The 13,391-nt window shown below is 64.1% G+C and carries 13 protein-coding genes; 7 read left to right on the plus strand and 6 right to left on the minus strand.

Annotated features, from left to right (window positions below):
* Nucleotides 1–124 precede the first annotated feature (124 nt).
* Genes znuB through zur form a run of 3 tightly spaced genes read right to left on the minus strand, consistent with a single transcriptional unit; the run spans nt 125 to nt 2,155 of the window.
* Nucleotides 125–907 (minus strand): zinc ABC transporter permease subunit ZnuB, encoded by a 783-nt coding sequence (gene znuB / locus ACODS9_RS21820; RefSeq protein ID WP_046853614.1) that lies wholly within the window; start codon nt 905–907, stop codon nt 125–127.
* The gene (gene znuC / locus ACODS9_RS21825; protein WP_489094735.1) at nt 900–1,673 is read right to left on the minus strand and encodes a zinc ABC transporter ATP-binding protein ZnuC; all 774 of its coding nucleotides are present in this window, start codon (nt 1,671–1,673) and stop codon (nt 900–902) included. The genes znuB and znuC overlap by 8 nt, the downstream gene beginning before the upstream one ends.
* Nucleotides 1,670–2,155 (minus strand): zinc uptake transcriptional repressor Zur, encoded by a 486-nt coding sequence (zur, locus tag ACODS9_RS21830; RefSeq protein ID WP_046853615.1) that lies wholly within the window; start codon nt 2,153–2,155, stop codon nt 1,670–1,672. Before zur ends, znuC begins: the two co-directional genes overlap by 4 nt.
* 18 nt (nt 2,156–2,173) lie before the next feature.
* On the opposite strand from zur, the gene ACODS9_RS21835 reads away from it, so the two are divergent.
* The gene (locus ACODS9_RS21835) at nt 2,174–3,130 is read left to right on the plus strand and encodes a zinc ABC transporter substrate-binding protein (protein ID WP_489094736.1); all 957 of its coding nucleotides are present in this window, start codon (nt 2,174–2,176) and stop codon (nt 3,128–3,130) included.
* Nucleotides 3,131–3,205: 75 nt separating this feature from the next.
* Here the strand turns inward: ACODS9_RS21835 and ACODS9_RS21840 are convergent, their stop codons facing one another.
* Entirely contained in the window at nt 3,206–4,156 is a 951-nt protein-coding gene (locus tag ACODS9_RS21840; RefSeq protein ID WP_489094737.1) for a homoserine kinase, read from the minus strand.
* A gap of 71 nt (nt 4,157–4,227) precedes the next feature.
* Nucleotides 4,228–4,515 carry a DUF2782 domain-containing protein gene (locus tag ACODS9_RS21845; RefSeq protein WP_046853618.1) on the minus strand — a complete coding sequence of 96 codons (288 nt, stop codon included), beginning with the start codon at nt 4,513–4,515 and terminating at the stop codon, nt 4,228–4,230.
* 74 nt (nt 4,516–4,589) lie between these two features.
* Between ACODS9_RS21845 and polA the strand changes: the two genes are divergently transcribed.
* Nucleotides 4,590–7,340 carry a DNA polymerase I gene (gene polA / locus ACODS9_RS21850; protein ID WP_489094738.1) on the plus strand — a complete coding sequence of 917 codons (2,751 nt, stop codon included), beginning with the start codon at nt 4,590–4,592 and terminating at the stop codon, nt 7,338–7,340.
* Nucleotides 7,341–7,747: 407 nt separating this feature from the next.
* Here the strand turns inward: polA and yihA are convergent, their stop codons facing one another.
* Nucleotides 7,748–8,380 carry a ribosome biogenesis GTP-binding protein YihA/YsxC gene (gene yihA, locus ACODS9_RS21855; protein WP_046853620.1) on the minus strand — a complete coding sequence of 211 codons (633 nt, stop codon included), beginning with the start codon at nt 8,378–8,380 and terminating at the stop codon, nt 7,748–7,750.
* Nucleotides 8,381–8,588: 208 nt separating this feature from the next.
* Between yihA and ACODS9_RS21860 the strand changes: the two genes are divergently transcribed.
* The 5 genes from ACODS9_RS21860 (at nt 8,589) to ACODS9_RS21880 (ending at nt 13,302) form a co-directional block, all read left to right on the plus strand.
* A complete protein-coding gene (locus tag ACODS9_RS21860) occupies nt 8,589–8,891 on the plus strand; it encodes a c-type cytochrome (RefSeq protein WP_031314666.1) in 303 nt (100 codons plus the stop codon).
* A gap of 31 nt (nt 8,892–8,922) precedes the next feature.
* Nucleotides 8,923–9,540 (plus strand): c-type cytochrome, encoded by a 618-nt coding sequence (locus ACODS9_RS21865; protein WP_023629401.1) that lies wholly within the window; start codon nt 8,923–8,925, stop codon nt 9,538–9,540.
* A gap of 165 nt (nt 9,541–9,705) precedes the next feature.
* Entirely contained in the window at nt 9,706–10,338 is a 633-nt protein-coding gene (gene dsbA, locus ACODS9_RS21870) for a thiol:disulfide interchange protein DsbA (protein ID WP_046853622.1), read from the plus strand.
* Nucleotides 10,339–10,350: 12 nt separating this feature from the next.
* Entirely contained in the window at nt 10,351–11,205 is an 855-nt protein-coding gene (locus ACODS9_RS21875; RefSeq protein WP_046853623.1) for an endonuclease/exonuclease/phosphatase family protein, read from the plus strand.
* Nucleotides 11,206–11,301: 96 nt separating this feature from the next.
* Nucleotides 11,302–13,302: a diguanylate cyclase gene (locus ACODS9_RS21880; protein WP_489094739.1), complete on the plus strand. Its 2,001-nt coding sequence runs from the start codon at nt 11,302–11,304 to the stop codon at nt 13,300–13,302.
* Nucleotides 13,303–13,391 lie beyond the last annotated feature (89 nt).

A 13,391-nucleotide genomic window follows, 5' to 3' on the forward strand; every position in this document is an offset into this window, starting at 1 on the left:
CGACTCTCTATTTGCGCAAAAAGCGAGCAAGTCTACACCCAGGTGCGCACGCTCGAAAACAGGTCTTCTCAGACTCGAAACCTGCGAAAAGGTTGCAGGATGCGCCTGTGCGCACCCTGAAAATTCAGCGTTTCGGCAACGCCAAGCTCAGCAAGAATAGCACTGCCGCACAGACCACGATCGAAGGCCCGGCCGGGGTGTCCTTGAACCAGGACAGCGCCAGGCCCCCGCAGACCGCGGCAACCCCCAGCAGGCTGGCGCCCACGGCCATCTGCTCCGGTGAGCGGGCGTGACGCTGTGCCGCGGCGGCCGGGATGATCAGCAGCGAGGTGATCAGCAACACACCGACGATCTTCATCGCCACCGCGATCACCACGGCGATCAGCAGCATCAGTGCCAGGCGCAGGCCGGTCACCGGCAAGCCTTCGACCATCGCCAGTTCCTCGTGCACGGTCACCGCCAGCAATGGTCGCCAGAACATCGCCAGCAGCACCAGCACCAAGGCGCTGCCGCCGAGGATCCAGGCAAGGTCGGTAGGGCTGATCGCCAGCAGGTCGCCGAACAGGTAGGCCATCAGGTCGATGCGCACATCGTGCATGAAGCTCAGCACCACCAGCCCCAGCGACAGCGTGCTGGGGGCGAGGATGCCGAGCAGGGTGTCCGAGGCCAGCGGCTGGCGCTGCTGCAGGGTCACCAGCAGGATCGCCAGCAGCAGGCAGCCGACGGTCACCGCCAGCGCCGGGCTGACATCCAGGGCGAAGCCCAGGGCCACGCCGAGCAGCGCGGCATGGGACAGGGTGTCGCCGAAATAGGCCATGCGCCGCCACACCACGAACGAGCCCAGGGGGCCGGCGACCAGCGCCAGCGAAACACCGGCAAGCAGGGCGTAGAGAAGAAAATCAGCCATGCTTGCAGTGCTCTCCGTGAACATGGGCGCCGGGGGCGATCACCGAACCGTGCAGGTCGTGGCTGTGATCGTGATGGTGGTGATAGACGGCCAGGCTTGGGGCGTTCTGGCCGAACAGCTCGACGAAGGCCGGGTCGTTGCTGACCTGCTCCGGGTGGCCCGAGCAGCACACGTGGCGGTTGAGGCAGACCACCTGGTCGGTGGCGCTCATGACCAGGTGCAGGTCATGGCTGACCATCAGCACGCCGCAGCCGTGGCGGTCGCGCAGGCGGGTGATCAGGTTGTACAGCTCGGTCTGGCCAACCACGTCGACACCCTGCACCGGTTCGTCGAGTACCAGCAACTCGGGCTCGCGCAGCAGCGCGCGGGCCAGCAGCACACGCTGCATCTCGCCGCCGGAGATGGTCTGGATCGGGCTGTCGATCACCTGCTCGGCGCCGACTTCCTGCAACGCTGCCAAGGCTGCCGCACGGTCTACACCGGGCACCAGGCGCAGGAAGCGCAGCACCGACAAGGGCAATGTGGCGTCCACCTGGATCTTTTGCGGCATGTAGCCGATGCGCAGCCTGGGCTTGCGCCACACCTTGCCGCGATGCGGCTTGAGCAGGCCCAACACGGCGCGCACCAGGGTGGTCTTGCCGGCGCCGTTGGGACCAATCAGGGTAACGATCTGGCCCGGCGCCACCGCCAGGTCGATGCTGTCGAGCACCGCTTCGCCACCGAAGCTGACACCGACCTGCTCGAGGCGGATCAGGGCATCGCTCATGCCTTGCCCCGGCAGTTGCCGCACAGGCCGACCACTTCGACAGTTTGCGTCTCGACCGCGAAACCCACGGCATTGGCGCTGCTGACGATGGCGTCGCTGATGCTGTTCTGCTCCAGCTCGATGGCTACATGACATTCGCGGCAGATCAGGAACTGCCCCTGGTGCGCGTGCTCGGGATGGCTGCAGCCGATAAAGGCATTGAGCGAGGCGATGCGGTGCACCAGGCCGTTTTCCAGAAGGAAGTCGAGGGCGCGATAGACGGTCGGTGGCGCGGCGCGGCGGCCGTCCTGCTCGCTGAGCACGGCGAGGATATCGTAGGCGCCCAGCGGCTTGTGGCTCTGCCACACCAGCTCCAGCACGCGGCGGCGCAGGGCGGTCAGGCGCAGGCCCTGACGGTTGCACAGCGCGTCGGCCTCGGCCAGCGCACTGTGGACGCAATGGGAGTGATCGTGGGGACGGTGGGCCAGCGGCGTGATGGACATGGGCAGCGACGGTTCAGGATGGAGACGTTATTATGTTACCTGTTTCTGACGACCCGAGTATCCACCGTGTCCCGAATCCTTGCCCTCTTTGTCGCTTTCATCGCTTTTTCGGCGCACGCCGACGTGCGCGTGCTGACCAGCATCAAGCCCCTGCAACAGATCGCCGCCGCCGTTCAGGACGGTGTCGGCAGTCCCGATGTGCTGCTGCCGCCAGGGGCCTCCCCGCACAACTATGCGCTGCGCCCCTCCGACGTGCGCAAGGTCGCCGATGCCGACCTGCTGTACTGGATCGGCCCGGACATGGAAGGTTTCCTGCCCCGCGTGCTGAAGAGCCGCGCCAAGCCGACCGTGGCCGTGCAGTCGCTGTCGGGCATGCAGTTGCGTCATTTCGGCGAGGACAGCCACTCCCATGACGAGGAAGACCACGACGATCATGACCACGACCACCGCCCGGGCAGCCTCGATGCACACCTGTGGCTGTCGTCGCTGAATGCCCGGGTGATCGCGACGAAGATGGCCGGCGACCTGGCAGCGGCCGACCCGGCCAATGCCCCGCGCTACCAGGCCAACCTCAAGCAGTTCGTCGAGCGCCTGGATGCCCTGGATGCGCGCATCAAGCAGCGTGTGGCGGGGATCGCCGGCAAGCCTTACTTCGTGTTTCACGAGGCGTTCGACTACTTCGAGGCCGCCTATGGCCTGAAGCACACCGGCGTGTTCAGCGTGGCGTCCGAGGTGCAGCCGGGCGCGCAGCACGTCGCCGCCATGCGCAAGCGCTTGCAGGCGGTGGGCAAGACCTGCGTGTTCAGCGAGCCGCCGCTGAGGCCGCGTCTGGCCGAGACGCTGACGGCCGGGTTGCCGGTGCGGTTGGCCGAGTTGGATGCGCTGGGTGGCGCCGACAAGGTGGATGGCAAGGGCTATGAGCGCTTGCTGGAGAAGCTCGGTGGCGACCTGGTCGGCTGCCTGGAGCAGCTGTAGGAGCGGCTTCAGCCGCGAAACGGGCGCCACGCTGTGTGGCACCCGCTTCGCGGGTGATCGCGGTGTTATCGCCCTTTAGAGCGCGAACGGCAGCTTCAGCGCCACCTGCTGGCGTTGCGCCAGACGCACTTCGAACTCGCTAGGGTCATGGATCATCACGTCCATCCCGGCGAACGCCTGCGCCGCGATCAGGCGCGACAGCCAGAAGCGCACGCACGCCACCCGCAACATCACCGGCCACAGCTCCGCTTCAGCGGCGGTGAACGGTCGCAGTGCCGCGTAGGCGCCCAGCAATGCCTGGGCGCGCGGCAGATCGATACCACCCTGCTCGTCCAGGCACCAGTCGTTCACGGTGATGGCGATGTCATACAGCATCGGCCCGGAGCAGGCGTTGTAGAAGTCGATCAGCCCGGTCAGGTGAGTGCCTTCGAACATCACGTTGTCACGGAACAGGTCGGCGTGCAGGTTGGCCTTGGGCAGGGCGAGGATCTGCGCCTTGTGCGCGGTGATTTCCGCCAGCGCCGGTTGCAGCAGCCCGGTTTGCGCCTGGTTCAGGCTCGGCAGCAGTTCGGCGCCCGATTCCAGCATCCAGTCCAGGCCCCGGTCGGTGCGGCGCTCGATGATGCGCTCGCGGGTGGCCAGGTGAATGTGCGCCAGCAGCTCGCCGACCTGGGCGCAGTGCTGGTTGTTCGGCAGCTTGATGTGCTTGCCCGACAGTCGCGGTTGCAGCAGCGCAGGCTTGCCGCACAGTTCGCGCAGGCCATGCCCTTCGCGGTCGCGCAGGGCATAGGGCACGGGCATGTCGGCATCGTGCAGCACGTCGAGCAGTTCGATGAAGAACGGCATGTCTTCAGCCGGCCCACGCTCGATCAGTGTGAGGACGAACTCCCCTTTTTCCAGGCTGACGAAGAAATTGCTGTTCTCGGTACCGGCGGCGATGCCCTGGAAGTCGAGCAGGCGGCCCAGCTCGTATGGCGCCAGAAAGATTTCCAGCTCAGGCCGGGACACAGGGGTGAAGACTGACATGTTGAAGAATTGCCCATGCGGGCACTTCCGCCGGAAGTGCCTGGTTGATAAGAACGATACGCGTTACTAGCTTACCACTCGAAGATCTTCCAGGACGGAATCAGCATGTCCGGCTGGTCGGAACGAATGAAATTGCCTTCGGAGCCATCGGCGCGTACCAGGAAATAAGGCTTGCCGTTCTTCGGCGTGACCTTGATCGCATACAGGAAGCCGTTCTGACGGTACTCCTGGATGGTTTTATCGCCTTCCGTGCGAATGGTTACATCGGGATCGGCCGATGGGGCTTCGTCCGCCGCCTGGGTGACGACTGGCATGGTGGCCAGCAGACCGAGCAGTAACAGGCGATTGAGTGTGCGCATGATAACCTAGTCCTTTTGTCGTCATTGATCCGGCTATTCTAGCGCCGGACCCGTCGAAAAGGTTGATTCTCCTCATGAGCCAAGCGCCCCTCGTCCTGGTGGACGGTTCGTCCTACCTCTACCGCGCCTTTCACGCGCTGCCGCCGCTGACCACCTCCAAAGGCATGCCTACCGGCGCGGTCAAGGGCGTGCTGAACATGCTCAAGAGCCTGCGCAAGCAGTACCCGGACAGCCTGTTCGCGGTGGTCTTCGATGCCAAGGGCGGGACTTTCCGTGACGCCATGTTCGCCGAGTACAAGGCCAACCGCCCGAGCATGCCCGACGACCTGCGGGTGCAGGTCGAACCGCTGCACGCCAGCGTCCGCGCCCTGGGCTACCCGCTGCTGTGCGTCGAAGGCGTGGAGGCCGACGACGTGATCGGCACCCTGGCGCGCAGCAGCGCCGCCGCCGGCCGCCCGGTGATCATCTCGACCGGCGACAAGGACATGGCCCAGCTGGTGGACGGCCACGTTACCCTCGTCAATACCATGACCGGTAGCGTGCTCGACGTCGCTGGCGTGCACGAGAAGTTCGGCGTAGGTCCCGAACACATCATCGATTTTCTCGCCCTGATGGGCGACAAAGTCGACAACATTCCCGGCGTGCCGGGCGTTGGCGAAAAGACCGCGGTCGGCTTGTTGACCGGTATCGGTGGTGGCCTGAGCGATGTGTACCAGAACCTGGACAAGGTGCCGGGCCTGGCCATTCGAGGCGCCAAGACCCTCGCCGCCAAGCTCGAGGAGCACCGCGATGCGGCTTTCCTCTCCTACGAGCTGGCCACCATCAAGTGCGATGTCGAGCTGGATGTCGAGGTGGACGCCCTGGTCTGCGGCGAACCGGACCGTGAAGCGCTGCTGGCTCTGTACGCCGAGATGGAGTTCAAGAGCTGGGTCGCCGACGTCCAGCGCAGCGCGCCCCAGGCCAGTGATGGCGCCGCTGCCGCCGAGGCTCCTGTGGCCGAGAAGGTTGAGCCGAAGTACGAAACCATCCTCGACCAGGCTCGCTTCGACGCCTGGCTGGAAAAGCTGCGTCAGGCGCCGCTGTTCGCCTTCGATACGGAAACCACTGGCCTGGACGCCCAGCAGGCGCAGATCGTCGGCCTGTCGTTCGCCGTCGAGCCCCATGAAGCCGCCTATGTGCCCCTGACCCACGACTACGAAGGCGCTCCGGCCCAGCTGGACCGCGAGCGCGTGTTGCTGGCGCTCAAGCCGCTGCTGGAGGACCCGGCCAAGGGCAAGATCGGCCAGAACGCCAAGTACGACATCAACATCCTGGCCAACGGCAGCCCGGCCATCCATATGCGCGGCGTGGCCTACGACACCATGCTCGAGTCCTATGTGCTCGACTCCACCGCCACCCGTCACGACATGGACAGCCTGGCGCAGAAGTACCTGGACCACACCACCATCGGCTTCGAGGACATCGCCGGCAAGGGCGCCAAGCAGCTGACCTTCAACCAGATCCCACTGGACAAGGCCGGCCCCTACGCCGCCGAGGATGCCGACATCACCTTGCGTCTGCACCATGCGCTGCAGGCGCGCCTGGCCCAGACGCCCAGCGTTCTGCCTGTGCTGATGGATATCGAGATGCCGCTGGTGCCGGTACTGGCGAAGATCGAGCGCCAGGGCGCGCTGGTCGACGCCAGGCTGCTCGGCGTGCAGAGTGGCGAGCTGGGGGCGAAGCTGGTCGAGCTGGAGCGTGAGGCGTATGCGCTGGCCGGCGAGGAATTCAACCTGGGCTCGCCCAAGCAGCTCGGCGCGATCCTCTACGACAAGCTGGGCATGCCGGTGCTGAGCAAGACCGCCAAGGGCCAGCCGTCCACCGCCGAGGCGGTCCTGGATGACCTGGCCGAGCAGGGCTACCCGCTGCCCAAGGTGCTGATGCAGTACCGCAGCCTGAGCAAGCTCAAGAGCACCTATACCGACAAGCTGCCGGGGCAGATCAACCCGCGTACCGGACGCATCCATACCTCGTATCAGCAGGCTGTGGCTGCTACCGGTCGCCTGTCGTCCAGCGACCCGAACCTGCAGAACATTCCAATCCGCACCGCCGAGGGCCGGCGCATTCGCCAGGCTTTCGTCGCCAGCCCCGGCTACAAATTGCTGGCGGCGGACTATTCGCAGATCGAGCTGCGCATCATGGCCCACCTGGCCAAGGACGAAGGGCTGCTGCACGCCTTCCGCAACGACCTGGACGTGCACCGCGCCACCGCCGCGGAAGTGTTCGGTGTCGCCCTCGAAGAGGTCACCATCGACCAGCGCCGCAGCGCCAAGGCGATCAACTTCGGCCTGATCTATGGAATGAGCGCTTTCGGCCTGGCCAAGCAGATCGGCGTCGATCGCAAGCAGTCGCAGGACTACATCGACCGCTATTTCGCCCGTTACCCAGGCGTGCTGGCCTATATGGAGCGCACCCGCGCCCAGGCCGCTGAAAAGGGCTTCGTCGAAACCCTGTTCGGGCGTCGCCTGTACCTGCCGGACATCAACGCCAAGAACCCGGCCTTGCGCAAAGGCGCCGAGCGCACCGCGATCAACGCGCCGATGCAGGGCACCGCGGCGGACATCATCAAGCGCGCCATGGTGGCGGTGGACAACTGGCTGACCGAGAGCGGGCTGGATGCGCGGGTGATCCTGCAGGTGCACGACGAACTGGTGCTCGAGGTGCGCGAAGACCTGGTCGAACAGGTGAAAGCCGAGATTCGCGTCCACATGAGCGGCGCGGCGCAACTGGATGTGCCGTTGCTGGTGGAAGCGGGCGTTGGCTCGAATTGGGACGAAGCTCACTAAACGCCGCGTGAAAGCTGTGTAGGATCTGCGGCGTAGTGTCGCGGATCCGGTGCAGGCCTCGGGCCTTAGATCGAGAGTTTCATGAAACTATCGCAAATAGTTTCCAGGGGCTTGGAACTAAACCGGTGAACCGCCACTCAGAGGTACTGAATGGCTGGTGAAGCCTTTCGATGCTCCTATGTTGTGTTAAGTGTTGGCAGATATCTGGACCCCGCCCTAGCGGTCCGGACTTGGACCCCGAACTTCCCCCTCCCCATACGAAGTCCGGGGTTTTTTTTGCCTGGAATTCAGGTATTGCATCGGTCCTTGTAGGAGCGGCTTCAGCCGCGATCACCCGCAAAGCGGGTGCCACGTACCGAGGTGCTTGCTTCGGAGTTGAAGCCGCTTCTAGCAGGTTCCCTGGCGATTCAGGCCACCGGCTTGTCTTCCAGCTCCATCCAGTCCGCCAGCACGCGATAAGCCTCTTCCAGGCCCAGGCGCTTGGGCGCCGAGAACAGCTGGATGGTCGCGGTATCGCCCCAGCCCTTGCGAATCTCCGACTGTACCTTGAGCAAGGTGTTCTTGCCCGCGCCGTGGGTCAGCTTGTCGGCCTTGGTCAGCAGGATGTGCATCGGCATGCCGCTGGCCTTGGCCCAGTCGAGCATCATCTTGTCGAAGTCGGTCATCGGATGGCGGGTGTCCATCATCAGGATGATCCCGCGCAGGCATTCGCGGCTGCCCAGGTAGGCTTCCAGGTGTTTCTGCCAGTGCTGCTTGAGCGGAATCGGCACTTTTGCATAACCGTAGCCCGGCAGGTCGACCAAACGCCGTTCATCGTCCAGACTGAAGAAATTCAGCAGCTGGGTGCGGCCGGGGGTCTTCGAGGTACGCGCCAGGCTGGCGTGGGTCAGGGTGTTGAGGGCGCTGGATTTACCGGCGTTGGAACGGCCGGCGAAAGCCACCTCGTAACCCTGGTCTTCGGGGCATTGTTCGACCTTGGCGGCGCTGAGGGCGAATTTGGCTTTCTGGCAGAGGCCGAGGATGGGGTTCTTGACTTGCATGGGATTTCCGATGTGGGTGTTGCCCAGCGCTGGAGGCGTAGGACCAGGCCTGGCAAGCGGTGTCGTTTCCGTTTGGCTGGCGGAAGTATATAATGCCCCAGTTTTTGTGTGCTCATTCGCCCAGCGAAGGCAATTGAGCATGGGGTGTCGAACAATAGCTCGCGCAACAGAACGCAGCGCGGCCCCCAACCCTGTCAGGTCGTTTCGCATGGCGAAATGGCTGCTTGCTGTCGGTATGTTCCTGCCGTTTTTCAGCGCACAGGCTACACAGGATCCCGAGGCGTTGTACAACCGCACGTGCGCGGCCTGTCACGCCGGACAACTGCCCCAGGCACCCAGAAGCGGTGACCGGGCGGCCTGGGAGCCAAGGCTGGCGCAAGGCATGGCGCAACTGGTGGTGCATGTTACACAGGGTTTCAAGGCTATGCCGCCGCGTGGATTGTGCATGGACTGCAGTGCCGAGGACTACCGTTTGGTCATCCTTTGGATGAGCGGCAGTCCCGATACATAACATTTCACCCTTAGCCGTGTTGGATTAGCTGATGAACAAACTAGTCGTGAGTCTGCTGTTGACCATGGGGGTCGCAGGTGCGGCAACTGCTGCGGGACCCATCAAAGGCGATGCCGCCGCCGGTCAGGCCAAGACAGCTGTCTGTGGGGCCTGTCACAACCCGGACGGCAACAGCCTGGCACCGAACTTCCCGAAACTCGCCGGCCAAGGTGAGCCCTACCTGAACAAGCAGCTGCACGACATCAAGGACGGCAAGCGTACCGTGCTTGAGATGACCGGCATGCTGGCCAATTTCAACGACCAGGACCTGGCCGACATCGCCGCTTACTTCGCCAGCCAGAAAGGCAGCGTGGGTGCCGCCGATCCGAAGCTCGTCGAGCATGGGCGTGCCTTGTTCAACGGCGGCAACCTGGAGAAAGGCATGCCGGCCTGCACCGGTTGCCACTCCCCCAATGGTGCAGGCATCGCCCTGGCGAAGTTCCCCCACCTCAGTGGCCAGCACGCGCAGTACGTCAGCAAGCAACTGACCGACTTCCGCGAAGGCAACCGCACCAACGACGGCGACGCCATGACCATGCGCACCATCGCCGGCAAACTCAGCAACAAGGACATCGAAGCACTGTCCAGCTACATCCAGGGCCTGCACTGAATTACGCGTTAACACTCGGTTAATGCTTCAGCGCTAAAGATGAAAAGGGCAGCCCACGCTGCCCTTTTTTCTGTCCGTAGCCGTTACACTACAGAACTCGAGCCCTTCCCGACCTGTCCTACACAGGTCGCGTCGAGGCGACCAAAGACTGCTCAGGAGTAAAGCATGCGTAAACTGATTCTCAGCGCCGCGCTGGTCGCCGCCAGCGTATTCGGTATGGCCGCCGTACAGGCTGCGGAGCCTGTGGCCGGCAAGGAATATATCGAGCTGAGCAACCCCGTGCCGGTGTCGGTGCCAGGCAAGATCGAGGTCGTCGAGCTGTTCTGGTATGGCTGCCCGCACTGCTACCACTTCGAACCGACCATCAACCCTTGGGTCGACAAGCTGCCCAAGGACGTCAATTTCAAGCGTGTGCCGGCCATGTTCGGTGGCCCCTGGGATGCCCACGGCCAGATGTTCCTGACGCTTGAAGCCATGGGTGTTGAGCACAATGTCCACAACGCGGTGTTCGATGCCATCCAGAACAAGCGCATGCGCCTGACCGACCCGAATGACATGGCTGACTTCCTGGCCACCCAGGGCGTGGACAAGGACAAGTTCCTCGCCACCTTCAACTCCTTCGCCATCAAGGGTCAGGTCAATCAGGCCAAAGAGCTGGCCAAGAAGTACGAAATCACCGGCGTACCGAGCCTGGTGGTCAACGGCAAGTACCGCTTCGACCTGGGTACCGCCGGTGGTCCGGAAGGCGTGCTGAACGTCGCCGACCAGCTGATCGCCAAGGAGCGCGCCGCTAAGTAAGCGGCGAATGCCATGGGCCGCTTTCGCTCAACCCGAAGCGTCGGCCTGCACCAGCCGCAGGTCAACGAACATCACCTGCAGGCCAGCGGCCTGCCGGCCGATGGTCGCCTGCGGCTGCTCAGTTTCAATATCCAGGTCGGTATCAGTACCGAGCGTTACCGCCACTATGTGACCCGCAGTTGGCAACACCTGCTGCCGCACAACGGGCGGGCCGGCAACCTGCAGAAGATCGGTGACCTGCTCAACGACTTCGACCTGGTGGCCTTGCAGGAAGCCGACGGCGGCAGCCTGCGCTCCGGCTTCGTCAACCAGGTGGAGCACCTCGCCCAACTGGGGGCCTTCCCCTATTGGTACCAGCAGCTCAACCGCAACCTGGGGCGTTTCGCCCAGCACAGCAACGGCGTGCTCAGCCGTCTGAAGCCCCAGCACCTGGAAGACCATCCCTTGCCTGGCCCGTCTGGGCGAGGGGCGATCCTCGTGCGTTTCGGCGAAGGTGCCGACGCCCTGATCGTGGTGATGATGCACCTGGCGCTCGGCTCCAAGACGCGCGCCCGGCAGCTGGCCTATATCCGCGAGCTGATCGGCGGCTATCGTCACCAGATCCTCATGGGCGACATGAACACCCACGCCAACGACCTGCTCGACCATTCGCCCTTGCGTGATCTCGGGCTTGTCGCGCCCCAGGTCGAGGCCACTTTTCCCAGCTGGCGTCCCCAGCGCTGCCTTGACCACATCCTGCTCAGCCCGAGCCTTACGCTGGAACGCGTCGAGGTGCTGGCACAGCCAATTTCCGATCACCTGCCCGTCGCCGTCGAGATCCGATTGCCTGATGCCCTGACTGTGGATACGCTGCCGGTCCTGAGTTAGTCCTGCCTGGGCGAATCCTGCACTCAAGTGTTGGGCTTTTCCGCCGAAATCCAGTGATTGCAGGACTAGATGCCACTACCCGTTGCGGATCCAGGCATGACCGAAGAAGCCGAGCGCTGGAAAGAAAAATACCTCAAGAGCATCGAGCAGCAGGAAAAGCTCGAGCGGCGCTGGGAAGCACGCCTCGACCTGCTGCGTCGTGGCCTGGTGCGCAGCACCCTGGCGGCGGAGGGTAGCGACAAGATCGTCGACCAGTGCATGAAGGAAATGCGCGAGGTCATCCGCAGCGACAATATGGACGCAGGCCTCGCCGGGCTGATTCCGCGCTTGGAAAAAGCCGTGCTCGACTCCGAGCTGCGCCGCGAAACCCGCATGAACCAGGTCAGCGAGGCGCTGACCGCGCTGGTTACCCAGTTGCAGACCTTGCCGCTGCCGGGCGATGTGGCACGTCCGTTGAAAAAGCTGGCGAAGAAGCTCGACGGTGGCGTCAGCCAGTCCCGCGAGCTGCCGCCCTTGCTGGGCGAGCTCAGTGGTTTGCAGGGACGCGCCCTGGATGCCGTGCAAAAGCCCGATGATGAAGCTCGCCCCGGGTTCCTGCAGCGCCTGTTCGGTGGCCGTGACGAGCCCCAAGGGGAATTGGCGACCGCACCTGTTGCCGTCGAGGCGACGTCGCCCGCACCGCAGCCAGCCGCTGCAACCCCGGTCATCGCACCTGAGCCACAGCCCAGGGATGCCGACGAACTGCACGCCCTGGCACCTGCCCCTCAAGCCTTGCCCGAGGCGGCACAGGCAGTGGATGAAACGGTGCCCGTCGAGCTGCCTGAAACGGAAATCGAATTACCCGGCCCGGCGCTGGTTGAAACCACGCCGTTGGTCGTTGCCGATGCGCAGCCGGAGGCCGAGCCTTCGGTGCCCGCGGTTGTCGAACCTGTACCCGAGCCTTTGACCGTCATCGAGACGGAGCAAGCAGCAACGGATGAGCCGGACACAGTGGCGGAGCCGGTCACCGTCGATGATGGCCCTTATGCCCTGCCCGATGCGGTCGAGCCGCCCTACAGCCAGGTTGCCGCCCATATCGAGCAGACGCTGATAGGCTTGCTCGATGACCTGAGCCTGCCCGAGCGCCACAAGGCCCAGGCCCTGGAGATGCGCGAGCGGGTTTCGCGGGGGCTGAACTGGTACGAGCTGATCCCGGTACTGGATGACCTGGCTGTGCTCATGCTGGCGATCACCGACAGCGGCCAGCATGAGTTCGAGGCGTACCTGCAGCAGCTCAACGAGCGCCTGGAAACCTTCCAGAGCCACTTGCACGAAGCCAGCGCCGGCCATGCCGACAACAGCTCCGCCGCCCGAGAGCTCGACAGCCAGCTGCGCGAGCAGGTCGATGGCCTGCAGAGCAGTGTGCAGGGTGCTGCCGATGTCGACAGCCTCAAGCATATCCTGGAGAACCGCCTCGAAGGCCTGCTGGTGACCATGGATGATCACCAGCACGAGCGTGACCGCCGTGAGCATGAGCTGGCCAGCCGCCTGCAAGGCCTCGCCGAGCGCGTGGCGAGCATGGAGCAGGAAGCCCTGGGCTATCGCGAGCATCTCGAGGAGCAACGCCAGAAGGCCATGATCGATCCGCTCACCGGCCTGCCCAACCGGGCGGCCTGGAGCGAGCAGGTCGAGCGCGAGGTGCTCGACTGGCAGGAAAACGGCGGCCACCTGGCCATGGCCATCCTCGATCTCGATCATTTCAAGCGCATCAACGATGGCTATGGCCACTTGGCGGGCGACAAGGTGCTGAAGATCGTGGCCGATCAACTGCGCAAGCGCTTGCGTGGGCGCGACTTCATAGCCCGTTTTGGTGGCGAGGAATTCGTCCTGCTGCTGCCACAGACTTCGCCACCGGCGGCGGTCCAGGTAGCGGAGGCGTTACGTGCGGCCATCGAAGCCTGCCCCTTCCATTTCAAGGGTGAGCGGGTGGTGATCACCACGTCCATTGGCCTCAGCGCATTCCGCTCCGGTGAGCGTGGCGACCAGGTACTCAAGCGGGCCGACGAGGCGCTGTACCGGGCCAAGGACGGTGGCCGCAACCGTGTCGAGCAGGCATAGATAGTTAACGCCCCGCAGCCCCCGGATCAATCGACACTTCTGGCCAGCGCTGACTCTCCAGCGCATCGCCAACAGATCGATTGTGAAAG

Source organism: Pseudomonas sp. FG36 (assembly GCF_057809275.1).

Excerpts from the sequence above, each read along its gene's own strand:
- ACODS9_RS21865 (WP_023629401.1), top strand. The coding sequence starts at position 8,923 with ATGAACAAACTAGTCGTGAGTCTGCTGTTGACCATGGGGGTCGCAGGT.
- ACODS9_RS21880 (WP_489094739.1), top strand. The coding sequence starts at position 11,302 with ATGACCGAAGAAGCCGAGCGCTGGAAAGAAAAATACCTCAAGAGCATC.
- dsbA (WP_046853622.1), top strand. The coding sequence starts at position 9,706 with ATGCGTAAACTGATTCTCAGCGCCGCGCTGGTCGCCGCCAGCGTATTC.
- ACODS9_RS21860 (WP_031314666.1), top strand. The coding sequence starts at position 8,589 with ATGGCGAAATGGCTGCTTGCTGTCGGTATGTTCCTGCCGTTTTTCAGC.
- znuC (WP_489094735.1), bottom strand. The coding sequence starts at position 1,673 with ATGAGCGATGCCCTGATCCGCCTCGAGCAGGTCGGTGTCAGCTTCGGT.
- yihA (WP_046853620.1), bottom strand. The coding sequence starts at position 8,380 with ATGCAAGTCAAGAACCCCATCCTCGGCCTCTGCCAGAAAGCCAAATTC.
- polA (WP_489094738.1), top strand. The coding sequence starts at position 4,590 with ATGAGCCAAGCGCCCCTCGTCCTGGTGGACGGTTCGTCCTACCTCTAC.
- ACODS9_RS21835 (WP_489094736.1), top strand. The coding sequence starts at position 2,174 with ATGGAGACGTTATTATGTTACCTGTTTCTGACGACCCGAGTATCCACC.
- znuB (WP_046853614.1), bottom strand. The coding sequence starts at position 907 with ATGGCTGATTTTCTTCTCTACGCCCTGCTTGCCGGTGTTTCGCTGGCG.
- ACODS9_RS21875 (WP_046853623.1), top strand. The coding sequence starts at position 10,351 with ATGGGCCGCTTTCGCTCAACCCGAAGCGTCGGCCTGCACCAGCCGCAG.
- ACODS9_RS21840 (WP_489094737.1), bottom strand. The coding sequence starts at position 4,156 with ATGTCAGTCTTCACCCCTGTGTCCCGGCCTGAGCTGGAAATCTTTCTG.
- ACODS9_RS21845 (WP_046853618.1), bottom strand. The coding sequence starts at position 4,515 with ATGCGCACACTCAATCGCCTGTTACTGCTCGGTCTGCTGGCCACCATG.
- zur (WP_046853615.1), bottom strand. The coding sequence starts at position 2,155 with ATGTCCATCACGCCGCTGGCCCACCGTCCCCACGATCACTCCCATTGC.